Annotated in this window: 21 protein-coding genes and 4 tRNA genes; 23 read left to right on the forward strand and 2 right to left on the reverse strand. The window is 52.7% G+C overall.

Going from position 1 to position 23,482, the window contains the following annotated elements:
• The first annotated feature begins 125 nt into the window (after window positions 1-125).
• From P0Y67_RS18985 to P0Y67_RS19000, 4 genes are all read left to right on the forward strand, one after another.
• A tRNA-Gly gene (locus tag P0Y67_RS18985) sits at window positions 126-201 on the forward strand.
• Between the two features lie 58 nt (window positions 202-259).
• Window positions 260-336, forward strand: a tRNA-Met gene (locus P0Y67_RS18990).
• 22 nt (window positions 337-358) lie between these two features.
• Window positions 359-434: transfer RNA gene (locus P0Y67_RS18995), tRNA-Gly, on the forward strand.
• Window positions 435-485: 51 nt separating this feature from the next.
• A tRNA-Gly gene (locus P0Y67_RS19000) sits at window positions 486-576 on the forward strand.
• A 785-nt stretch (window positions 577-1,361) separates the two neighbouring features.
• Here the strand turns inward: P0Y67_RS19000 and queG are convergent.
• Window positions 1,362-2,492 (reverse strand): tRNA epoxyqueuosine(34) reductase QueG, encoded by a 1,131-nt coding sequence (queG, locus tag P0Y67_RS19005; RefSeq protein WP_342393148.1) that lies wholly within the window; start codon window positions 2,490-2,492, stop codon window positions 1,362-1,364.
• Window positions 2,493-2,687: 195 nt separating this feature from the next.
• Between queG and P0Y67_RS19010 the strand changes: the two genes are divergently transcribed.
• From P0Y67_RS19010 to rplI, 18 genes are all read left to right on the forward strand, one after another.
• Complete coding sequence (locus P0Y67_RS19010; protein WP_342393149.1) at window positions 2,688-4,193, forward strand: NAD(P)H-hydrate dehydratase; 1,506 nt, start codon at window positions 2,688-2,690, stop codon at window positions 4,191-4,193.
• Between the two features lie 14 nt (window positions 4,194-4,207).
• Entirely contained in the window at window positions 4,208-4,672 is a 465-nt protein-coding gene (gene tsaE, locus P0Y67_RS19015) for a tRNA (adenosine(37)-N6)-threonylcarbamoyltransferase complex ATPase subunit type 1 TsaE (RefSeq protein WP_342393150.1), read from the forward strand.
• Between the two features lie 4 nt (window positions 4,673-4,676).
• Window positions 4,677-6,389: an N-acetylmuramoyl-L-alanine amidase gene (locus P0Y67_RS19020; RefSeq protein WP_446728857.1), complete on the forward strand. Its 1,713-nt coding sequence runs from the start codon at window positions 4,677-4,679 to the stop codon at window positions 6,387-6,389.
• 14 nt (window positions 6,390-6,403) lie between these two features.
• Window positions 6,404-8,503 carry a DNA mismatch repair endonuclease MutL gene (gene mutL, locus P0Y67_RS19025; protein WP_342393152.1) on the forward strand — a complete coding sequence of 700 codons (2,100 nt, stop codon included), beginning with the start codon at window positions 6,404-6,406 and terminating at the stop codon, window positions 8,501-8,503.
• A complete protein-coding gene (gene miaA / locus P0Y67_RS19030) occupies window positions 8,496-9,431 on the forward strand; it encodes a tRNA (adenosine(37)-N6)-dimethylallyltransferase MiaA (RefSeq protein WP_342393153.1) in 936 nt (311 codons plus the stop codon). Before mutL ends, miaA begins: the two co-directional genes overlap by 8 nt.
• An 85-nt stretch (window positions 9,432-9,516) precedes the next feature.
• A complete protein-coding gene (gene hfq, locus P0Y67_RS19035; RefSeq protein ID WP_027254057.1) occupies window positions 9,517-9,783 on the forward strand; it encodes an RNA chaperone Hfq in 267 nt (88 codons plus the stop codon).
• A 25-nt stretch (window positions 9,784-9,808) separates the two neighbouring features.
• The gene (gene hflX, locus P0Y67_RS19040; RefSeq protein ID WP_342393154.1) at window positions 9,809-11,098 is read left to right on the forward strand and encodes a ribosome rescue GTPase HflX; all 1,290 of its coding nucleotides are present in this window, start codon (window positions 9,809-9,811) and stop codon (window positions 11,096-11,098) included.
• 54 nt (window positions 11,099-11,152) lie between these two features.
• A complete protein-coding gene (gene hflK / locus P0Y67_RS19045; RefSeq protein WP_342393155.1) occupies window positions 11,153-12,307 on the forward strand; it encodes an FtsH protease activity modulator HflK in 1,155 nt (384 codons plus the stop codon).
• A 2-nt stretch (window positions 12,308-12,309) separates the two neighbouring features.
• Window positions 12,310-13,308, forward strand: a complete 999-nt coding sequence (gene hflC / locus P0Y67_RS19050; RefSeq protein ID WP_192017352.1) for a protease modulator HflC — start codon at window positions 12,310-12,312, stop codon at window positions 13,306-13,308.
• Window positions 13,309-13,401: 93 nt separating this feature from the next.
• Window positions 13,402-13,596 carry a DUF2065 domain-containing protein gene (locus P0Y67_RS19055; RefSeq protein ID WP_342393156.1) on the forward strand — a complete coding sequence of 65 codons (195 nt, stop codon included), beginning with the start codon at window positions 13,402-13,404 and terminating at the stop codon, window positions 13,594-13,596.
• A gap of 122 nt (window positions 13,597-13,718) precedes the next feature.
• The gene (locus tag P0Y67_RS19060) at window positions 13,719-15,017 is read left to right on the forward strand and encodes an adenylosuccinate synthase (protein WP_337112249.1); all 1,299 of its coding nucleotides are present in this window, start codon (window positions 13,719-13,721) and stop codon (window positions 15,015-15,017) included.
• A 192-nt stretch (window positions 15,018-15,209) separates the two neighbouring features.
• Window positions 15,210-15,836 (forward strand): flagellar protein MotX, encoded by a 627-nt coding sequence (motX, locus tag P0Y67_RS19065; protein WP_342393157.1) that lies wholly within the window; start codon window positions 15,210-15,212, stop codon window positions 15,834-15,836.
• A gap of 259 nt (window positions 15,837-16,095) precedes the next feature.
• Window positions 16,096-18,639 (forward strand): ribonuclease R, encoded by a 2,544-nt coding sequence (gene rnr / locus P0Y67_RS19070; RefSeq protein ID WP_342393158.1) that lies wholly within the window; start codon window positions 16,096-16,098, stop codon window positions 18,637-18,639.
• Entirely contained in the window at window positions 18,639-19,376 is a 738-nt protein-coding gene (gene rlmB, locus P0Y67_RS19075) for a 23S rRNA (guanosine(2251)-2'-O)-methyltransferase RlmB (RefSeq protein WP_337112245.1), read from the forward strand. The genes rnr and rlmB overlap by 1 nt, the downstream gene beginning before the upstream one ends.
• 230 nt (window positions 19,377-19,606) lie before the next feature.
• Window positions 19,607-19,996 carry a 30S ribosomal protein S6 gene (gene rpsF / locus P0Y67_RS19080; RefSeq protein WP_337112244.1) on the forward strand — a complete coding sequence of 130 codons (390 nt, stop codon included), beginning with the start codon at window positions 19,607-19,609 and terminating at the stop codon, window positions 19,994-19,996.
• 7 nt (window positions 19,997-20,003) lie between these two features.
• A complete protein-coding gene (priB, locus tag P0Y67_RS19085) occupies window positions 20,004-20,306 on the forward strand; it encodes a primosomal replication protein N (protein ID WP_027254047.1) in 303 nt (100 codons plus the stop codon).
• 16 nt (window positions 20,307-20,322) lie between these two features.
• Window positions 20,323-20,550 carry a 30S ribosomal protein S18 gene (gene rpsR, locus P0Y67_RS19090; RefSeq protein WP_002539422.1) on the forward strand — a complete coding sequence of 76 codons (228 nt, stop codon included), beginning with the start codon at window positions 20,323-20,325 and terminating at the stop codon, window positions 20,548-20,550.
• A 36-nt stretch (window positions 20,551-20,586) separates the two neighbouring features.
• Complete coding sequence (rplI, locus tag P0Y67_RS19095) at window positions 20,587-21,039, forward strand: 50S ribosomal protein L9 (protein WP_192017359.1); 453 nt, start codon at window positions 20,587-20,589, stop codon at window positions 21,037-21,039.
• Window positions 21,040-21,140: 101 nt separating this feature from the next.
• Here the strand turns inward: rplI and P0Y67_RS19100 are convergent, their stop codons facing one another.
• Window positions 21,141-21,908, reverse strand: a complete 768-nt coding sequence (locus P0Y67_RS19100; protein ID WP_342393159.1) for a DUF481 domain-containing protein — start codon at window positions 21,906-21,908, stop codon at window positions 21,141-21,143.
• 255 nt (window positions 21,909-22,163) lie between these two features.
• On the opposite strand from P0Y67_RS19100, the gene P0Y67_RS19105 reads away from it, so the two are divergent.
• Window positions 22,164-23,482: replicative DNA helicase (locus tag P0Y67_RS19105; RefSeq protein WP_342393160.1), on the forward strand; the 1,319-nt coding region annotated here is incomplete at its 3' end.

The raw sequence follows: 23,482 nt of genomic DNA on the forward strand, positions 1-23,482 counted from the left end.
ACACTAGCTCAGTTGGTAGAGCGCAACCTTGCCAAGGTTGAGGTCACGAGTTCGAACCTCGTGTGTCGCTCCAGATTCTTAGCTTGCAAAAGCGGTTGTCATCGTACCTGACGGTGAAAAATGATGCGACACTAGCTCAGTTGGTAGAGCGCAACCTTGCCAAGGTTGAGGTCACGAGTTCGAACCTCGTGTGTCGCTCCAGCTTTCTTTGCTTGAAGAAAAGCGGTTGTCATCGTACCTGACGGTGAAACAATACGGACGCGGGGTGGAGCAGCTTGGTAGCTCGTCGGGCTCATAACCCGAAGGTCGTTGGTTCAAATCCAGCCCCCGCAACCAATTTTCTTTTTTAAGAAAATATGCGACACTAGCTCAGTTGGTAGAGCGCAACCTTGCCAAGGTTGAGGTCACGAGTTCGAACCTCGTGTGTCGCTCCAGATTTTCAGCTTGCAAAAGCGATTGTCATCGTACTAACGATGATAATTGATGTGACACTCGAACAGTGGGTAGAGCGCAACCTTGCCAAGGTTGAGGTCACGCCCGGTTCCTTGAAGATCAGGAACCTCGTGTGTCGCTCCAAATTTCCTACTTGATAGGAAGATCACAGCTTAGTACATTGAAAGCTGTAGAATCACACAACCATTACTGTGAAGTAATAGTCTTTGAGGTCAGAGCTTTGCCTCGCGAGGTTCTATAGGACAACGTCCAGACCACCTCAAGCTTACATAAGTATCAGTGAGCTGAAACCAACATCATCCCAAATCAGTTAAGACAGCCGAAAGGTTGTTTTTTTGTCTGAGAATAAGATGCTCTGTACTCCCATACTGAGAAGTATTGGCGACCATCAATGATGACAGTCAATGTTGTTTAGCCAACATAGGCTACACTACAATCTTGTCTGCACGTCAAATCAGCCCCAGAGCACATAAGTGTGTATACGCTTGGGTCTGCTGCTATCCAAACTAAATTCTGCATTTGCATCATCTAATGCACAGAGTTATCCACATCATTTGCTTTGTGGATAAGTCGGTTGATTAGTTGTGCTGTCTATCTGTGCATAACTCTGTGCATTTAAATAAATATCCCCATTATCAACAGAATATTAATATTTTATTGATTGTTTAACTTGTTGTTTTTTATGTCTTTAATTGCAGTGATTTCAAAGTTGTGAACAGGGTGATCATATAATGATCATGGTGAATAACATTCTTAAATCAAACAGCTTCAGCTTGTGCTTAATAACCAGTGTTCATAACCAAAATGGTGCAAATGAAATTGTTTTCCACATACAAAAAAGGCTGATCGGGATCGCGTTTTGTAGCCCGTGAATCACCCGCAAACGAAGGTGACGCGCGGTACTGGTTTCAGGCGTCTCGGGGAAGTCCTTTTTCGACGATACGGATCAGCCGCTTGGTTTTATTGGCTACGACATCCACACGGGCTTCATCCCGCCTGGCTATTTGACGATGGATTGACCAGTCAAGGTGTTCATCCAGCATACTGTCCAACCCTTTACGTTCAATCAAGGCGTTAAGCAGTGCCGGAGTGTAGGGAGCATTACCAATAGCGACACTGAGATTGCGTAGCCACTTGAGATGGCCGATGCGCCGAATGGGCGAGCCTTCGGTGTTTTTCAAGAACGTGGCTTCGTCCCAGTTGAATAATGTCAGCAGATCTTGCTGATAGAGTTGCGGCCGGCAGTGGTAATCCTGTTCATCCGTGATCGCCGACTCCCGGTTGTAGGGGCACACCAGTTGGCAGTCATCGCAGCCGTAAATCCGGTTACCCATGGCTTCGCGGAATTCTTCCGGAATAGGACCGTCCAGCTCTATGGTCAGGTAGGAGATACAGCGGCGCGCATCGACCACGCCGTCAGCGACAATGGCCTGAGTCGGGCAACTGGTGATGCAGGCCACACACTTACCGCATTGATTGTCTACGGGCTCATCTGTGGGCAATGGCAAATCAATCAGAAGCTCACCGAGAAAGAACCAGGAACCTGCGTCCTCACTTAATATGAGGGAATGCTTGCCCGTCCAGCCTAATCCGGCTTTTTCCGCGAGCGGGCGCTCCAGGATAGGCGCTGAATCGACAAAAGGCCGGTAGCCCAAAGCACCGGTAACCTGCTCGATTTTCTGGCCCAGCTGTTTGAGGCGGTTACGGACCAGCTTATGGTAATCGCGGCCGAGGGCATAACGGCTGATATAGGCTTTTTCGGGTTGTTTCAGGGTCTGGGCAAAGCCGGCTTCCGGTGGCAGGTAGTTCATCCTGACACTGATGACTCTGATCGTTCCGGGCAATAATTCCGCCGGACGGGCCCGCATCATGCCATGACGAGCCATCCAGTCCATCTCTCCGTGATAGCCAGCATCCAGCCAGCGTTGTAGCTGCGCCTCGTGCTTCGACAAGTCAACATCGCAGATACCGACATGCTGAAAACCCAGGTCTTTACCCCATTGTTTTATGTCGTTAGCGAGCTGTTGATAGTCGAGCATGATGTGGCTGCCGTCTGATGGATGAATTGGGGGCCGGAGTGTAGCACAGTTCGCACAGTGAAAAATAATCGTCGATGGCGAAAAATACGGCACTGATTGTTGTGCCCGGAAACGCTTTTCGGCACTATTTTAAAGTATATGCCCAGTATGGTGTGCTTTGATAAGCAGACGCAAAGCGAAGGAAGTCGTGCCGACATGACAGAAACGTCGTTACCCAGCTCCGCTTTTCGGGCCGCGCAGGTGCGAGAGGGTGAGAAACAGGCGGCACAAAAGCTGGGCTGGCCTATGTATCAGTTAATGGAAAACGCGGGGTTGGCAGTGTTTGAGTGCCTTCAGCATTGCCATTCCGCGGCAAAACATGTGCTGGTGTGTTGTGGCGGTGGTAACAATGGCGGCGACGGCTATGTGGTTGCCCGTCTGGCACGTGAACACGGGCTAACAGTCACGCTGTGGCAGTTGGGGGAGGCTTCCCGTTTACAGGGCGATGCGGCGCTGGCCCGGGATGCCTGGCTGGCCTGCGGTGGCAAGATAGACCCCCCGAAGCCACATATTGATGCAGCGGTTGATGTGATTGTCGATGCTATCCTGGGGACCGGGTTGTCCGGTGCCGTGCGTGATAATGCTGCCGCACTGATAACAACGCTCAACGCCGCTGCTAAGCCTGTCATTTCCGTGGATATTCCGTCGGGCTTGTGTGCCGATACCGGCCAGATTTTGGGTGAGACGGTAAAAGCCTGGCAGACAGTCACCTTTATTGGCATGAAAAGAGGATTGCTGACCGGGCAGGCCGCCTTGTACCGGGGGGAGTTAATCTTTGCCGGGCTGGGCGTTGCTGAGGTGCTGGAGCAGCTGCAACCGGCCAGTGCCAGAGTGATACAGCAAGATGATATCGCCGCCATGCTGCCTCCGCGCTCGCGGACAGCCCATAAGGGCAGTTACGGCCGGGTGCTGTGTCTGGGAGGCGATCAGGGCATGGGCGGTGCGATTCGTCTGGCATCTGAAGCCTGTGCCAGAACTGGCGCAGGCCTGACGGCAGCCGTCACACATACTGACAATGTGCTGGCAATTGTCGCTGCGCGTCCTGAGATAATGGCTCAGGGCTGGCAATGGGGGCTTGGCCAGGCTAATCAACAGCTCAGCAACCGAATTGGCTGGGCCGATGTTGTAGTATTAGGTCCAGGTCTTGGTCAGCGCGCATGGGGAAAAGCGCTCTATGCCAGCCACAGTGTGGTGCGACAGGATCAGTCACTGGTATTGGATGCCGATGGATTGAACTTATTGGCTCAGACACCAGACTATAAAGAGAACCGCATTTTGACGCCTCATCCTGGTGAGGCCGCCCGATTACTCAATCTGACCGTTGCAGAGGTCGAAGCCGATCGTTTTGCCGCCGCAGAACAGATCCAGCGGCGTTATGGCGGGGTCGTAGTACTGAAAGGAGCCGGCACTGTGGTGTATGATGGCCGGCAGCATTATGTCTGTCTGGCCGGAAATCCCGGCATGGCGACGGGTGGAATGGGGGATGTGCTGGCAGGACTGATTGGTGGACTGCTGGCGCAGGGGCTGACGCTATCGCAAGCGAGCCGGGCTGGTGTGTGGATTCACAGCCGGGCAGCCGATCTGGCGGCAGAGTCAGGGGAACGCGGCTTGCTGGCCGGTGATCTCTTTGCGTATATTCGACAATTGATAAATCTAAGATAAAGATAACGACAACAATGCAGACATTGAATATTGTGTTGGCCGATGAAGCGGCAACGGTGGCTTTTGGTCAACAACTGGCTCAGGCCTGTGAGCGGCAGACGACGATTTACCTTCACGGTGATTTAGGTGCAGGTAAAACGACCTTTTGCCGGGGCTTTATCCGTGCGCTGGGTCATCAGGGTAATGTAAAAAGCCCGACCTATACCCTGGTGGAACCTTATGAACTGCCGCCCTGGCAGGTTTACCATTTTGATCTTTACCGTCTGGCCGATCCGGAAGAGCTGGAGTTTATGGGCATCCGTGACTATTTCACCCCGGATGCCATCTGTCTGGTCGAATGGCCGGAAAAAGGCACCGGATTATTGCCGGGGCCGGATCTGGATATTGAACTTCGCTACGTAGATCAGCACCGTCAGGTTGAAGTGACGGCAAACAACGGCTACGGGATGGCATTGTTAAAGAAACTGGAGCAGAGTTGATTCAATGGGGTGGCGCAGAAGTTTTTCTTTGACGGTTTTTCTTGCCGGGATAGCGAGCGGCTCAGTTCTGGCCAATGAAGTAGAAGGAATTCGTGTCTGGCCAGCCCCGGATGAAACCCGGGTGGTGCTGGACATGGAGGAAGAGCCGACTTTTACCTACTTTACGCTGACTAAACCTGATCGTCTGGTGATTGATCTGAAGGATACTTCGTTGAAATCGTCATTACCTGTGGTGGTCAAAGACAGCGATGTGTTGACGAAAATTCGCAGCAGCAGCCCGCCGGAAACCGGGACATCCCGTCTGGTGTTTGAAACCCGCGCCACCACATCCCCCAAGATTTTCAAACTGCCACCGACTCCGGATGGTCACTACAGTCACCGTCTGGTGCTGGATCTGCCACATGCCGCCAAAACCGAAACTGTCAAATCGGCGGGCACGGGCAGCAAGGCAAAAGCGGTCGACAGCATTCATCTGCCTTACGGCAACGAAGACATTATCGTGGCTATTGATGCCGGCCATGGTGGCGAAGACCCCGGCTCTATCGGCCCGAGCCGGAAATATGAAAAAAATGTCACTTTGACCATTGCCCGCAAGGTGGCGGATCGCATTAACGCCACACCTGGCATGAAAGCGGTTATGACCCGCCGCGGGGATTACTTCGTCAATCTGAACAAGCGCTCCGAAATCGCCCGCAAGAACAAAGCGCATTTACTGGTTTCCATCCATGCGGACGGCTTTCACAAGCCGCAGCCGCAAGGGGCGTCTGTCTGGGTATTGAATACCCGCCGCGCCAATACCGAAATCGGCCGCTGGCTCGAACAGCACGAGAAGCAGTCTGAATTGCTGGGCGGTGGCGATGTGCTGTCCGGCGGTCAGGATGATCAGTACCTGAGTATGGCGGTGCTGGATTTGCAGTTCAGCCATTCGCAAAAAGAAGGCTATGACGTTGCCAGCCGGGTGCTGAACGAAATGGCCAAAGTGACTAAGCTGCATAAGTCAAAACCCGAGCATGCCAGTCTGGCGGTGCTGAAATCGCCGGATATTCCTTCCTTGCTGGTTGAAACCGGATTTATTACCAATCCGCGCGAGGAGCGCTTGCTCAACAGCACCAGCCACCAGAACAAACTCTCAGAGGCGGTGTATAAGGGAGTGCTGGCTTATTTCAATGATAAACCACCGGAAGGGACCTTATTTGCCGCCCGCAAGCACGGTATTAAGCACAAAGTCGCCAGCGGCGAGTCATTGAGCGTGATCGCCGATAAATACAACTCGTCTGTCCAGGCCATCCGTCAGATGAATCAGCTGTCATCCAATGTGGTGAAAGTGGGCCAGATACTGCGCATTCCGGCCGGTAAAACGGCCAGCCACAGCAGCGGCACCACCAACAGCAGTGCCGCCGTGGCCAGTATCACGCACAGCACTGTGGTGCATACCGTGCAGCGGGGCGAATTTTTGGGTAAGATCGCCAGCCGGTATAAAGTGACAGTCGACAGTATTCGGCAGGCTAACGCTTTGCGCTCCGATGAACTGGCCGTCGGCCAGAAGCTGAACATTCCGGTTCAGCGCAAGCTGGTTGAGCATACGGTACGCCGCGGTGAATTCCTCGGTAAAATTGCAACCCATTATGGGGTCAGCGTCAGTAGTATCCGGCAAGCGAATCAGCTAAGCTCAGATACACTGGCGGTGGGCCAGAAACTTAAAATTCCAAGCACTTAATTGCAGACCTGATTATGCCCATTCAGATATTACCGGCCAGGCTGGCTAACCAGATCGCCGCTGGTGAAGTAGTGGAACGCCCTGCTTCTGTGGTGAAAGAGCTGGTGGAAAACAGTCTGGATGCTGGCGCAACCCGTATTGAAATCGACATTGATAAAGGCGGCAGCCGCACCATTCGCATCCGTGATAACGGAGTCGGAATAGTGAAAGAAGAGCTGCAACTCGCGCTCAGCCGTCACGCCACGTCAAAAATCACCACGCTGGATGATCTGGAAGCGATCGCCAGCCTGGGTTTCAGAGGCGAGGCACTGGCGAGTATCAGCTCGGTATCCCGTCTGACGCTGACATCCCGTACCGATGCGCAGCCGGAAGCCTGGTCGGCCTATGCTGAAGGGCGTGACATGACGGTGCAGCTTAAACCGGCCGCTCACCCGGTCGGGACGACAGTGGAAGTGCTGGATCTGTTTTTCAATACCCCGGCTCGGCGTAAATTTCTCCGTACCGAAAAAACCGAATTTGCCCATATTGATGAACTGCTCAAGCGCATTGCACTGAGCCGGTTCGACGCCAGTATACTGCTGCGCCACAACGGCAAACTGATCCGCCAGTACCGTGCGGCAGAGACACAGGCGCAAAAAGAGCGCCGGCTGGCCGCCGTGTGCGGGCAGGGTTTTCTGCAACATGCGCTGTCACTGGAGCTGGGTCACGGCGATCTGCGTCTGTCAGGCTGGATCTGCACCCCGCAAGGGGCGCGGGCACAGAACGATATTCAGTACTGCTATGTCAATGGCCGGATGATGAAGGATAAGCTGATCAATCATGCTATCCGTCAGGCCTTTGAAGGCGCCCTGGCCGCAGAGCAGTACGCGGCTTACGTGCTGTTCATTGAGGTCGACCCGCACCAGGTGGATGTTAACGTTCACCCGGCCAAGCATGAAGTACGCTTTCATCATGCCCGTCTGGTGCATGATTTTATCTATCAGGGTGTGCAAAGTGCATTGCAGCAGAGTGGAGCTGAAACCAGCCTGTACTCGGCACCAGAACGAGCATCGGCCCGCGGCGATGCCGCCCAGCAGGATGCTTACCAGATCAAAGAGCCGGCGCCGCTCAGCAGGCAGCCGGATCTGGCACAAGACGGCGATAGCTCGCGCGCCCCTTCTTCCAACGCTCTGGATGCCATTGCCAATACCCCGGCCTATCCGCGACAAGCGCCGGCAAAAGAATGGCGACAGAGCGATGAGTCTGTTACCTCAGCCCGCTCGGCCGGTCGTTCGGAGCAGGAGAGGGCCACTGTTGCCTCGGCGTCGTCCCGTCCTGCTGCCAGTACCCGGAGCCATTCGCCTCGTCAGTATGGCGGAGAAGCGCCTTCCAAAGCGGAAGTCGCGGCCTATCAGGCATTGATGCAGACACAGGTCGCCTCGGCAGAACCTGAACAGATGCCACGCCAGCCGCAGAATACGCCACCTGCCCATGCCTGGCGTGAAACGCCGGAACCGGTCAAACGCGATCCGGTTCTCAACAGCCAGCCGGAGCACGGACTGGGGAAAGCGCTGACCGTGATTGCTGAGCGTTATCTGCTGGTCAGTCATGGTGCCGATGTGGCTTTGTTATCGCTCACAGAGGCAGATCAGCTGCGCATCAAAGGGCAGTTGCAATTTGCCCGTCATGACGGCCTTAAACCTCAGCCATTGCTGATCCCGCTGGTGATCCCAACCACACAGCTGTTAAGCCAAAGTGCTGGCCAGCACAGCGCGGTATTGCAGAAACTGGGTATCCAGATCCGGGCAAAAGGGCAGGATAAACTGGTGATCCTGGCGGTGAGCCTGCCGCTTCGCCAACAGAACCTGCAAGTGCTGATCCCGGCGTTACTGGCGCAGCTCAGCACGCTGTCAGAGGCCGGGGAACAACTGAGTCATGCTGATTACTGGGAAGCTTTGCTGGATTGGCTCTCCGCCGAACTGTCGGCTCACAGTGAACGCTTCAGCCTGTCTCAGGCCATCACTTTGCTGGGTGAGCTCGAACAACTCTGGGGGAGTACCCTGGAATCTTATTATTCCCGGTTGCTGCGTCCGGTCGATTTGCAGCCGGCATTAGAAGCGTTTAAACATGACTAAATCTCTTCCACAGGCCATTTTTCTGATGGGGCCTACCGCGTCGGGAAAAACCGACCTGGCAATCCGTTTGCGTCAGCAGCTGCCTGTTGAACTCATCAGTGTCGACTCTGCACTGATTTACCGTGATATGGATATCGGTACCGCGAAGCCGGATGCCGCTGAGCTGGCTCAGGCGCCGCATCGGCTGATCGATATTCGTGATCCGTCACAAAGTTATTCAGCCGCCGATTTTCGTGAAGATGCCCTAAAAGAAATGGCAGATATCGTGGCGGCTGGTCGCATTCCATTATTGGTTGGCGGCACTATGCTCTACTTTAAGGCCTTGCTGGAGGGGCTTTCGCCACTGCCGCAGGCTGATCCGGCTATTCGTGCTGAGATTGAGCAGCAAGCCCGGGAGCAGGGTTGGCTGGCTTTACATGAAGAATTGCAACAAATTGATCCCGTCTCTGCGACACGGATCCATCCAAATGATCCACAACGATTGTCGCGGGCATTGGAAGTTTTCCGAATTTCAGGTAAAACTTTAACTGAGTTGACCCAAACGCAGGGGGAAACATTACCTTACCAGGTACACCAATTTGCGATAACACCCATGGATAGGGCTATTCTGCATCAGAGGATCGAACAGCGCTTTGACAAGATGATCAAAGCAGGCTTTGAACAGGAAGTTCGAGCCTTGTATGAGCGGGGGGATCTGCATCCTGATCTCCCGTCAGTGCGCTGTGTTGGATACCGACAGATGTGGGATTACTTTGACGGAAATTGCACCTTGGATGACGCGGTTTTTCGCGGAATCTGTGCAACCCGTCAGTTAGCCAAGCGGCAAATTACCTGGCTTCGCAGCTGGAAAGCGCTGACTTGGTTGGATAGCAGTGATGTAGAGAAAGCGTTACAAACAGTCACAAACTCCGTTAGCCGTGAGGTTTGATTAACGTGTATACTCATCTCTGCTTTGCGTATTGTTTTTTTGTTCATTGAAACATACAACTACAAACAAATAAGGAAAAGAAAGAATGGCTAAGGGGCAATCTCTACAAGACCCGTTTTTGAATGCGCTGCGTCGTGAAAGAATCCCGGTTTCTATTTACTTGGTCAATGGTATTAAGCTCCAGGGACAGATTGAGTCATTTGACCAGTTCGTTATCCTGCTGAAAAACACTGTCAACCAAATGGTGTACAAGCACGCTATTTCTACTGTCGTGCCGGCTCGCCCGGTCAATCATCACCATTCAGGTGATCGTCCGACAACAGAACGTGGCCAGGAAAAAACAGAAGAATAATATTCTTCGATAAGGAGTTGATTGCTTGTTTGACCGTTATGAAGCCGGTGAACAGGCAATTCTTGTTCATATCAACTTCACGCAAGAAGGGGAATGGGAAGATCTCAGCGAGTTTGAAATGCTGGTCTCCTCGGCGGGAGTCAATAAGCTGCGTGTGATTACAGGCAGCCGACAGTCTCCCCACCCTAAGTATTACGTGGGAGAAGGTAAAGCACAGGAAATTGCCGATGCGGTCAGGGCGGAAAACGCCGAGATCGTCATTTTTAACCATTCACTCTCGCCTGCCCAGGAGCGAAACCTGGAGCGGCTGTGCAAATGCCGGGTTCTGGACAGAACCGGATTGATCTTGGATATCTTCGCTCAGCGTGCGCGTACCCATGAGGGTAAGCTGCAAGTCGAGCTGGCGCAGTTACGTCATATTTCTACCCGTTTGATCCGCGGCTGGACCCACCTTGAACGACAGAAAGGCGGGATAGGTCTGCGCGGACCGGGTGAAACTCAGCTTGAAACTGACCGTCGTTTACTGCGCGAGAGGATCAAGGCGATTCTGCGCCGTTTGGATAAGGTATCCAAACAGCGGGATCAGGGCCGCCGAGCAAGAAGCCGGGCAGATATTCCGACAATTTCGTTAGTCGGTTATACCAACGCCGGTAAGTCTACCCTGTTTAACCGGGTGACGGATGCCGGGGTGTATGCCGCGGATCAGCTGTTCGCCACCTTGGATCCGACATTGCGCAAAATCGATGTGGAGGATGTGGGAACCAGTATCCTGGCCGATACGGTCGGATTTATCCGCCATCTTCCTCATGATCTGGTGGCTGCGTTTAAAGCGACACTGAAAGAAACCCAGGAAGCCGCGTTGTTGTTACATGTGGTGGATGCCAGTGATGAGCGTTATCGGGAAAATATCGATGCGGTCAACACGGTACTGGAAGAGATCGATGCCAGTGATGTCCCGGTATTGGTGGTCATGAATAAGATCGACAACCTGGAAGAGGCTGAGCCGCGTATTGAGCGCGACGAAGACGGTATTCCACAGCGGGTCTGGGTTTCTGCCCGTGAAGGAACCGGTATTGATTTGCTCTTCACGGCACTGACGGAACGGCTGTCCGGGACTATGGTCACCCATACTCTGCGCCTGCCGCCGGCAGTGATAGGTCGTTTCCGGAGCAAGTTTTATCAGCTTGGGGCGATTGTCAGGGAAGAGTATGAAGAAAATGGTAACCTGATACTGGATGTACGTTTACCCATCGCAGAATGGGCTCGACTGCAAAAAAGAGAGCACCAGGGGCTGGATGACTTTATCCTTGCCTGATGGACTGCTAGAGTAATAAAAACTGTCGTCATATCATATTGATGGAGTTCTATAATGGCGTGGAATGAGCCTGGAAACAACGGTGGCCGCGATAAGGACCCTTGGGGGAACAATAATCGTGGTGGTCGTGAACAAGGGCCGCCTGATCTCGATGAAGTGTTTGCAAAACTGAGTCGTAAGTTTGGTGGTATTTTTGGGAATAAGCGTGGACCTTCGAGCGGCGGCGGTGCTGTCGGCTTAGGTGTCATTGCTGTTATCGCGGCTGCGATTTGGGGATTTTCTGGGTTTTACACTGTTGGCGAAGCTGAGCGTGGCGTCGTACTTCGGTTTGGTAAATTCTATGAAATGGTCGATCCTGGTCTGAACTGGAAACCTACCTTCATCGATGATGTTGAGCTGGTCAACGTACAGGCGATTCGTTCTCTGCGCAGCTCAGGTCTGATGCTGACGAAGGATGAAAACGTACTGAGAGTTGAAATGGAAGTGCAGTACAGGGTGTCTGATGCACAGAAGTATCTGTTCAGTGTGACCAATGCGGACGACAGTCTGCGCCAGGCGACGGATTCTGCACTGCGTGCGGTGATCGGTGACTCCACTATGGATGAAGCCCTGACCCGTGGCCGTCAGACCATTCGTGCCAATACCCAGACGGATATCGATAAGATTACCGATAAATATGACATGGGTATTCTGGTGGTGGACGTGAACTTCCAGTCAGCCCGTCCGCCGGAAGCCGTGAAAGATGCATTTGATGATGCGATTGCGGCCCGTGAGGATGAGGAGCGCTTTGTGCGCGAAGCGGAAGCCTACAGCAACGATATTCTGCCGAAAGCGACAGGTCGTGCTGAGCGTCTGAAGAAAGAAGCGGAAGGTTATACCGAGAAAGTGGTTAACGGCGCACTGGGTGAAGTGGCTCAATTCGAGAAACTGTTACCTGAGTACAATGTAGCGAAAGAAGTAACCCGTAATCGCTTGTATCTGGACACCATGGAACGCGTTTACTCCAACACCAGCAAAGTGATGGTGGACTCGAAATCTGGTGGCAATCTGTTGTATCTGCCGTTGGACAAGCTGATGAATCAGTCTGAAGACAGTAAGCAGCAAATGAGCCCATCCAGCTCGTACGGTATTGAGCTGGAGAAGACGGAAAATGCGAATCCTACTCCAGCGGCACCGCGTGCTGACTCTGGTCGTCAGGGGAGATATTAATTATGCGTAAGTTAATTATCCCGCTCGTAGTCATTCTCATCGCTCTGGTGTTGATGTCCGTCTTCGTCGTCAAAGAGGGCGAGCGTGGTATTGTGGTTCGTTTCGGTCGAATCATTAAAGATGACGTTAGCAACATGACACGTGTGTATGAGCCGGGCCTGCACTTTAAAGTACCGGTATTTGACCGTGTGCGTAAACTGGATGCCCGTATTCAGACCATGGATGATCAGGCTGACCGTTTTGTCACTTCTGAGAAAAAAGACGTGATCATCGACACCTATGTGAAGTGGCGTATTCAGGACTTCGGTCAGTATTACCTGACCACAGGTGGCGGTAATACCGCAACGGCGGAAGGGCTGCTGAAACGTAAGGTTGTCGACAGTCTGCGTGCTCAGATCGGTGCCAAAGAGATCAAACAGATAGTGTCTGGTCCGGATCGCGGCAACAACGTGGATGCCGGCGCTGCTGCTCCCGTTGATGAAAGCGTGGCCATTGCGTCTGAAATTGTACAGGAAGTGGCCCCCAAGCGAGAGCTGGAAGGCGAGCGTGACAAGATCATGGCAGATGTACTGGCTGAAACTCAGATCAGTGCCCGTGACCTTGGTATCGAAGTGGTTGATTTCCGGATGAAGAAAATCAACCTGCCGGATGAGATCAGCGAGTCTATCTATCGCCGTATGCGTGCCGAACGTGAATCGGTTGCGCGTAAGCACCGTTCTCAGGGCCGTGAAAAAGCCGAGGTTATCCGTGCTCAGTCTGAGCTGGAAGTCGCCAAGATTATTTCAGAAGCAGAACGTATTGCCCGCATCCAGCGCGGTGATGCCGAAGCGAAAGCTGCAGATATCTATGCGACTGCGTTTAACAAAGATCCGGAGTTTTATAACTTCCTGCGTTCTTTGAAAGCGTACGAAAACAGCTTCAGTTCCAAGCAGGATATACTGGTGGTTGATCCAAATAGTGATTTCTTCAAATACATGAAAGGGTCTGACGGCCTGAACTAAGAGGGTTCAGTGCTGACAAAAAAGACAAGGCGCTGGCCTTGTCTTTTTTTTGTCTGAGACCTGGAGATTATGAGTCGAGAGCGGGGTAAAACGATGAGTCAAACATTCTGGCTGGCCGTCGGGCTGGTCCTGATTCTGGAAGGCTTGGGGCCATTACTGGCACCCAGAGGCTGGCGCGAACTGATCAGTCAGTTAAGCCGTCAGGATGATCAGACATTGCGCCGTATAGGGGGGTGTTTAGTCGTCGCTGGCAGCGTTATTGCTTATATCATGTTCACCCAGCTGTAAATCCTGACGTAGGGTATTCGTGAAGCCTGCCTTTCGATTTTCTGGGTCATGGTCAAAAAATGACTGCAAGCAAATTTGTAAGGTGCTAGAATCCATTTTTAACTACTGATAGACGAAGAAAGATGGCAAACAATGTAGTCGTTCTCGGCACCCAGTGGGGTGACGAAGGTAAGGGCAAGATCGTTGATCTGCTGACTGAAGATGCACAATATGTGGTTCGCTACCAGGGCGGTCACAACGCAGGTCACACCCTTGTCATAGATGGTGAAAAAACTGTCCTGCACTTAATCCCTTCAGGCATCCTGCGTAACAACGTGAAATGCATTATCGGTAACGGTGTTGTCCTTTCTCCAGATGCTCTGCTGAAAGAAATGGAGCCACTGGAAGCGCGTGGTATTCCAGTTCGTGAGCGTTTATACCTGTCAGAAGCTTGTCCGCTAATTCTTCCGTATCATATTGCGCTGGACCAGGCTCGTGAACTGGCTCGTGGTAAGAAAGCAATCGGTACGACTGGCCGTGGTATCGGTCCTGCCTATGAAGATAAAGTTGCTCGTCGCGGTCTGCGTGTTGGCGATTTGTTCGATAAAGAGGCATTTGCCGAGAAGCTTAAGGAAGTGATGGCTTACCATAACTTCCAGCTGGAGCATTATTACAATGTTGAGCCTGTAAGCTACGAAGAAGTACTGGAAACTGTGCTGGCTCAGGCGGACATCCTGACATCTATGGTTATTGATGTAACCCAGGAGCTGGATGACGCACGCAAGCGTGGCGACAAGATCATGTTCGAAGGTGCACAAGGCACGCTGCTGGACATCGACCACGGTACTTACCCGTATGTGACTTCTTCTAACACTACCGCGGGTGGTGTTGCTGCCGGTTCTGGTTTCGGTCCTCGCTACCTGGGTTACATTCTGGGTATCGCCAAAGCCTACTGCACACGTGTTGGTGCAGGCCCGTTCCCGACTGAGCTTGATGACGCAGTTGGTGAGCACCTGGGTGTGAAAGGTAACGAGTTTGGTGCAACCACAGGCCGTAAGCGTCGTTGTGGCTGGTTTGATGCCGTTGCAATGCGCCGTGCCGTGCAAATCAACTCAGTGTCCGGTTTCTGTCTGACCAAGCTGGATGTTCTGGATGGTCTGGAAGAAATCAAGATCTGTACCGGTTACAAACTGCCGGATGGCAAGATCCTGACTGTGTCTCCAATGGCGGCTGATGCATTCGAAAACGTAGAGCCTATCTACGAAACTATGCCAGGCTGGACTGAGACCACCTTCGGTGTGAAAACACTGGAAGAGTTGCCGCAGGCGGCACTGAATTACATCGCGCGTCTGGAAGAGCTGACAGGTGTACCTGTCGATCTGATCTCAACCGGCCCTGATCGTAACGAAACCATCATCAAAGTTCATCCTTACGCAAGCTGATTGCTGAGCGATTTGACCTGATGCTCAAAAGCCAACCTTAGGGTTGGCTTTTTGTTGTTCGCTTTCTGAAATTTTGGCTAAAGTCTGTTTGCCTCTGGTCGATAAGGTTCATACCGCCGGATTTTTTATCGTTTTCAGCGAAGAAATGTGGCTGAGTCCAGTCGTAATGTTTCAATGTAAAGAGAGAGCGGAATGGTTCTGCGTGCAATAGTGCTTTCAGCTTTAATGGCGGCGATGCCGGTTAAAGCGATTACAGATGTTGGGGATGCTGTGCCTTTGTATTCAGAGGCGGAACTGATCCATCTGTTTGAGAGCAACCAGCAGTTACAGCGCGTGAAAGCCGATGAGTGCCAGTTGGTACAGGATATTGAAGTACGGGCAGAGCGTGTTGAGCTGCCGGCGTATCAGTTTCTGTATGGCGACATGCTGGCTTGGGGCGTGTGTGTGCAGCGTGACGTTGAACTGGGTCTCTATTACATGGAAACCGCGGCTCGCCAGGGTCTGCCTTCGGCGCTGGAACAGCTGGGCCGTTATTATGCCAGGGGCACACTGGTGCAGCAGGATCGGGAACGTGCGATTCCTTATTTGCGTGAAGCGGCGGCGATGGGCCATCTGGCAGCACGCATTCAGCTCGCTGAGTTGCTGCTCAATGACTATGGCAGCCCGCTGGATTACGAAGATGCTTATCGCTGGCTGTACCAGTCCGTCACGGCTGACGGCCGCACCCACAGAAAGATTACTCAGTTACGCCGCAATTTAGAGCTGCGTATGCCTTCCAATGTGATTGCTCGCGCGAAGCGACGAGAGAGCTTCTGGTAACCTCCCTCTTACCCTGGTGATTTTTGGCCTGCGGTATCTTTTCAGGCAGTTAGCGCTTAGAATGTGATCTGAGCGGCATTTAACTTGTCGCGTTGCTTGAGCTGCCGGAGACAGGCAGGCTCACAAAACAAGCGTGTAAGCGACTGATTCACACGCAGATATTATCTTCATTTATTGGAGCGGAATTTGACCTGCTCCCAACTAATTATTGATGGCAGGGATATACTTAGGGTATCTGGCTGCCAATACGGATTATTTTATGTCCAAAGGTACAACTGATTTACCCGTCGATCCTTTCCGCGAGCGGGAAGCTCAAAATTACGAAAACCCAATCCCAAGCCGTGAATTCATTCTGGAAGTGGTTCGCGGCTTTAGTACACCTGTTAATCGCGATCAGCTGTTTACCGAGCTGAAATTGCAGGGCGAAGACCAGTATGAAGGCCTTCGCCGCCGATTGCGCGCCATGGAGCGCGACGGCCAGCTGGTGTACACCCGCCGTCAGTGTTACGCACTGCCGGAAAGGCTGGATTTGATTAAAGGCCATGTCATCGGCCATAAAGACGGCTTTGGCTTTGTGCGCCCTGAAGGCAGCGGCATGGCCCGTCAAGATGACCTGCTGTTGCCGTCTCATCAGATGCGCGGTGTTATCCATGGTGATTACGTTCTGGTTCAGGTGGCTGGCGTCGATAAACGCGGCCGCCGTGAAGGGCGGATTGTCCGTGTGCTGCAGGAATACAGCGGCCAGATTGTCGGCCGTTATTTTATTGAAGACGGTATGGGCTTTGTCGTACCGGATGATTCACGAATTTCGCAGGATATCGTGATCCCTCAGGAAGTGCGCCAGGGTGCCCGCATGGGTAACGTAGTGGTGGTGGAAATCACCCAGCGCGCCACCCGTCAGTACAATGCTGTCGGTAAAATTGTGGAAGTGTTGGGCGAGAATATGGCACCGGGCATGGAAATTGAAATTGCCCTGCGTACCTACGATATTCCCCATGTCTGGCCGGCAGAGGTTGAGAAGCAGGTCGCGACACTGAAAGAAGAAGTGCCGGAAGAGGCCAAGAAAGGCCGTGTTGATCTGCGGGATTTGCCGCTGGTAACTATCGACGGTGAAGACGCCCGTGACTTCGATGACGCTGTGTTCTGTGAAAAGAAAAAATCCGGTGGCTGGCGTTTATGGGTGGCGATCGCCGATGTCAGCTACTATGTGCGTCCTGACAGCGCGCTGGATAAAGAAGCGATAAACCGTGGTAACTCGGTTTACTTCCCGGCACAGGTGATCCCGATGTTGCCTGAAGTGCTGTCGAACGGCCTGTGCTCGCTCAACCCTCAGGTTGACCGCCTGTGCATGGTCTGTGAGATGACCATTTCGGCGGCCGGTAAACTGTCCGGCTACCGGCATTACGAAGCTGTGATGAACTCCCATGCCCGTCTGACGTACACCAAAGTCAGCAAGATGCTGGAAGGGGATGAGGATCTGCGCCAGCGTTATGCGCCTTTGGTGCCGCACCTGGAAGAGCTGTACAGCATGTACAAAGTGCTCAAGCTTGCGCGTGAACAGCGCGGTGCTATTGAGTTTGAAACGCTGGAAACCCAGTTCATTTTCAATGCGGATCGTAAGATTGACCGTATTGTGCCGTCAGAGCGTAACGATGCCCACAAGATCATCGAAGAATGTATGATCATGGCCAATGTGGCTTCCGCCAAGCTGGTGGAAAAAGCCAAAGAGCCGGCGCTGTACCGGGTGCACGATACCCCGGGCGAAGAGCGCCTGACAGGCTTCCGGGATTTCCTCGGTGAGCTGGGTCTGAATCTGACCGGTGGTCTGGAGCCAGCCCCGAGTGATTATGCCCATCTGGCCGCGGCGATCCAGAATCGTCCGGACAAAGAACTGATCCAGACCATGCTGTTGCGTTCTATGAAGCAGGCGGTGTATCAGGCGGAGAACCTGGGACACTTTGGCCTGGCGCTGAACTCGTATGCGCACTTTACTTCACCGATCCGCCGCTATCCTGATCTGGCTCTGCATCGTGCTATCAAATATCTGATTGCCAAAGAGAACGGCACCAATAAAGATCGCTGGACGCCGACCGGCGGCTACCACTATTCCTTTGATGATATGGATGTGCTGGGCGAGCAATGCTCAATGACAGAGCGTCGTGCCGATGATGCCACGCGTGATGTGGCTGACTGGCTGAAATGTGAGTACATGCAGGACCATGTCGGTGATGAGTTTGAAGGCGTGATTGCCAATGTGACGGGCTTTGGCTTCTTTGTCCGCCTCAATGAGCTTAATATTGACGGCCTGGTGCACATCTCAAATCTTGATAACGATTACTACCAGTTCGATCCTATCGGTCAGCGCCTGGTGGGGGATGCCTCCGGCAAAATTTACCGTCTGGGTGATACGGTTCAGGTGAAAGTCGCGGCGATTAACCTCAACGACCGCCAGATTGATTTTGAACTGGTGGGCGGCGGCAGAAAGGCCCGCCGGCCGGGTAAAACTGCGCAAACCCGTGAGAAGCAGCAACGGATGCGCAAAGCAGAAGGCTTGCAGCGTCAGAACCTGAAAGCGTACCGCGTTGAAAACGGTGAAGCGCAGCAGGAGCACAAAGCGGAAGCGAAGAAAGAACGCACTTCTGTCCGTCAGCAGCTGAAAGCCGGCGTCATCGCCAAGCCTGGCAGCGAAGACGACAAGAAAGGCAAAAAAGGCAAGAAAAAAGACAAGGCAAAAAAGAAATCGGTCAAGGCGCGCAAGCCGCGGGCCGGTAAGAAAGAACGAGCGGCGAAGAAGACTAAGTAATGCGTAATGATATGATTTTCGGCATTCATGCCGTCAGCGCTGTGCTGGGTTCCGACCCGGCACGCTTCATTGAAGTCTTTGTGCTGAAAGGGCGTCAGGACGAGCGTGTATTGCCGCTGCTGAACGAATTGCAGCGATTAGGGGTGACTATCCAGCAGACCGGCCGTAAGGCACTGGACGATAAAGCCGACGGCGGCAGCCATCAGGGTATTGTGGCGCGGGTAAAACCGGGTAAACAGTACAATGAACAGGATCTGGATGACCTGCTTGAAGGCAAAGACAATCCGTTGTTGCTGATACTGGATGGCGTGACCGATCCGCATAACCTGGGCGCGTGTCTGCGTAATGCCGATGCCGCCGGTGTGGTGGCGATTATCGTGCCGAAAGACAGGGCCGCCCAGTTGAACGCAACCGCGTCTAAAGTGGCCTGTGGCGCTGCTGAAGTGGTGCCGCTGATTCGGGTGACCAATCTGGCCCGCACTATGCGTGCCTTGCAAGACAAAGGGATTTGGATTGTCGGCACCGCCGGTGAAGCGACTCATGACCTCTATCAAAGCAAACTGACCGGGCCGCTGGCCATAGTGATGGGCGCGGAAGGTGAAGGGATGCGTCGTCTGACCCGCGAGACCTGTGATGATCTGATTAAGATCCCGATGGCGGGCACTGTCTCCAGCCTGAATGTGTCGGTTGCAACGGGTATCTGCCTGTTTGAAGCAGTGCGCCAGCGTCAGGGCTAAAACAAAAAGAGCTGCAAAATCAAATCAAATGCCATCCGCTCGGGTGGCATTTCTGTCTGCGGTGAAAATAAACGCCAGCACAGGGCGATATCACTGTTCTTTTAGTTGCGCTGAGCGGTGTAATTCTGTACTATCTCGCGCCTAAATTCTCGGTTTTATTTTTTCGTTCCTTGCTTCCCCAGGATAACCGAGCTGAACAGGGAAGCTGAATAATCCGTAAGGAGCAACCCATGCGTCATTACGAAATCGTATTTATGGTGCACCCTGATCAAAGCGAGCAAGTTGCTGGCATGGTCGAGCGTTACACTGGTGCTATCAAAGATTCTGGCGGTCAAATCCACCGTCTGGAAGATTGGGGTCGTCGTCAACTGGCTTACCCAATCAACAAACTGCACAAAGCACACTACGTTCTGATGAACGTTGAAGCTGAGCAGTCTGTGGTTGACGAGCTGGAGTCAAGCTTCCGCTTTAACGATGCTGTGATCCGTAACATGATCATGCGCACTAAAGGCGCTATCACTGAGCCATCTCCAATGATGAAGGCTAAAGAAGAGCGTGCCCCACGTCGTGAAGATCGTGCTGATGCACAATCTGAAGGTCACATGGCCGACGCTGAGTAATTATTGAATGACCAATCGTCTGGAGCTGTCTGGCACTGTTGCCAAGCATCCCAAACGAAGCCAGTCCCCGGCGGGCGTTCCTCATTGCCATTTTGTGCTTGAGCATCGTTCCAACCAGGTGGAAGCGGACTTAACCCGGCAGGTGTATTGTTACATCAACGTGGTGGTCAGCGGTAAAGGTCAGCAATTACTCACTCATGATTTAGCTGTCGGAAGCAACATTAAAGCCGGGGGATTTATCTCGTGGCAAACCGGCCGGAATGGCATAGGTAAGTTAGTGTTGCATGCCGATCATATTGAAAAAATTTAGTTCAGGAGATAAGCCCATGGCACGTTTCTTCCGTCGTCGTAAGTTCTGCCGTTTTACTGCAGAAGGCGTACAAGAGATTGACTACAAAGATGTAGCCACTCTGAAAAACTACATCACTGAAGCTGGTAAAATCGTACCAAGCCGTATCACAGGTACTCGCGCTAAGTACCAGCGTCAGCTGGCTCGCGCTATCAAGCGTTCACGTTACCTGGCTCTGCTGCCATATACTGACAAGCATCAGTAATAGGCCCGGTTTAATTAAGTTTAAGAGGACAAGATAATGCAAGTTATTCTACTTGATAAAATCGGTAACCTGGGCAGCCTTGGTGATCAGGTAAGCGTTAAAGCTGGTTATGCTCGTAACTTCCTGATCCCTCAGGGTAAAGCAGTTATGGCTACCAAATCTAACGTTGAAATGTTTGAAACTCGTCGTGCTGAACTGGAAGCAAAAGTTGCAGAGCAACTGACTGCTGCTCAAGCTCGCGCTGAGAAAGTTAACGCTCTGGAAGCTGTCGTTATTGCTTCTAAAGCGGGTGACGAAGGCAAACTGTTCGGTTCAATCGGTACTCGTGATATCGCTGATGCAGTAACTGCTGCTGGCGTTGAAGTAGCGAAAAGCGAAGTACGTCTGCCAGAAGGTGCTCTGCGCACGACTGGCGAATATGAGATCAGCCTGCAGCTGCACTCTGACGTATTTGCAACAGTTAAGCTGGAAGTTGTTGCTGCTGAGTAATCAGCATCGGCACTTCTGCGAAAAAACCAGCCTCAGGGCTGGTTTTTTTATGTCCGGAGAAAGGCTGTCAGCAGGATGGCGCAGCTCAGTAATAACGCTGATCAGTAATGAAATAGCAGGTTGATTGTCATGGTGCCGTCGCGCTTTTGCAGGCCGTCCGGTACCCAGCTGTTGAACTTCTGAGTGTTGCTGAGCTTGATGGCGATATGTTCTGAGATAGCACTGGTGAGAGACACCTGGGTTTCCAGCGTGCTGTTACTGTTACCGGCTATGCCTGTCAGCCGGACATTCAGCTCGACATCTTTGGACGGTTTCCAGATCCAGCGGGTACTGCCACGCAGGATCAGCTCATCGACGGTTTCAGGCACTATGATGTCGTCATCGTCAATTTCGTCGATGTTGGGTTCCTGATGGCGGTAACCCGGGCCGGCTTCTATTTCCATCATCATGTTTTCCAGCCGGATAACCCGGTAGCCGATACCGGTTGCCAGGGTGAAATCCCTGAAGTAGGGGCCGTATTTGTCGTCGATATAGCTGGTATTGCCCAGTACATACGCCCGCTCATTGATGATGAAGTCGCTCTGCAATTCGAGCTGGCCTTTGCGTTTTTCTTCCTCACCGTCTTCTTCTGCCAGCAGGTATTTGGCTTCGACCTGCTGACGAAACTGATCTTTGACATAGGTCAGTCCCAGCCGGGTATTGAGCGATTTGGTATTCGAGTTGCCGGAAAGCGACTGGTATCCCAGCTCCAGTTCACTGGACCAGGGCGAGGTGATCGGCGGGAGCTCTGGCACTTCGTCTGCACTGGCCTCAGCCATCATGAGCAGGCCGGATGTCAGCACAGGAAGCAGTATGCATTTATTTGCCACGTGCCCTCCCAACTACAGACACAAGAAACGACGGCTTACACAAAAAAGTGCAGAAAAGGTGTAGGCGGCGCAGTGTAGCTGAATAATGTCAGATGATCGTCAGGATGTTGCGCTATTAGACATAAATTTTGCTGAAGTGCCGTAAGATTGGGCAGCGCAGCTTTTACCGGGTCTTTTTTGTCTGGATGGCTGCCAGCTCGCAGGAATGTTCAGGTATACTAACAGGCCGGATTCAGGTCAAACGTGCAAGTGGTTATGGCAGAGAAAAGTAAACCCAATCGTCCCAAAGACACTCAGATGGATGCGCTCAAAATGCCGCCTCATTCGCTGGAGGCAGAGCAGTCAGTGCTTGGCGGCCTGCTGCTGGATAATGAGCGCTGGGACAGCGTTGCAGAAAAAGTGGTCGCGCGTGATTTTTACAGCCGTCCGCACCGGATGATTTTTGAGTCTGCCGCCGGGTTGCTGGAATCCGGTCAGCCGCTGGATCTGATCACCCTGTCAGAACGTCTTGAGCTGCATGATCAGCTTGATGATGTCGGTGGCTTTGCCTACCTGGCCGAGTTAGCCAAGAACACCCCTTCTGCGGCCAATATTACCGCCTATGCTGAGATTGTCAGGGAGCGTGCGCTGATCCGTGACATGATAGGGGTCGCCAACGAGATTGCCGATGCCGGTTATGACCCTCAGGGCCGAACCAGCGTCGATCTGCTCGATATGGCAGAAAGCAAAGTGTTTGCCATTGCCGAGCAGCGTACCAATGAAAATGAAGGCCCGCAGAATGTCGATACCATACTGGAAAAAACCCTGGAACGTATCGAACTGCTGTATCAGTCGCCTCAGGATGGTGTCACCGGAGTCTCGACCGGCTTTACCGATCTGAATAAGAAAACCGCAGGCCTGCAGGGCTCGGATCTGATCATAGTGGCAGCCCGTCCGTCCATGGGTAAAACGACCTTTGCGATGAACCTGTGTGAAAACGCGGCGATGGAGCAGGAAAAACCTGTGCTGATTTTCTCACTGGAGATGCCCGCCGAACAAATCATGATGCGTATGCTGGCCTCGCTGTCGCGGGTGGACCAGACCAAGATCCGTACCGGACAGCTGGACGATGAAGACTGGGCGCGTATTTCGTCGACCATGGGCATACTGATGGAAAAGAAGAACATGTACATCGATGACAGTTCTGGCCTGACCCCGACAGATGTCCGCTCGCGTGCCCGCCGTATTGCCCGTGAACATGGTGGTCTTAGCATGATCATGGTCGACTACCTTCAGCTGATGCGGGTGCCTGGCTTGCAGGATAACCGTACGCTGGAAATTGCCGAGATCTCCCGCTCGCTCAAAGCCCTGGCGAAAGAGCTGAATGTGCCTGTGGTGGCGCTGTCTCAGCTTAACCGCTCGCTGGAGCAGCGTGCCGATAAGCGCCCGGTTAACTCGGACTTGCGTGAATCCGGTGCCATCGAGCAGGATGCGGACTTGATCATGTTCATCTACCGTGATGAGGTATATCACGAAGACAGCGCACTGAAAGGCATTGCCGAAATCATCATAGGTAAGCAGCGTAACGGTCCCAA

Origin of the sequence: Photobacterium sp. SP02 (genome assembly GCF_038519165.1) — a bacterium.
Classification (GTDB): Bacteria; Pseudomonadota; Gammaproteobacteria; order Enterobacterales; family Vibrionaceae; genus Photobacterium; species Photobacterium halotolerans.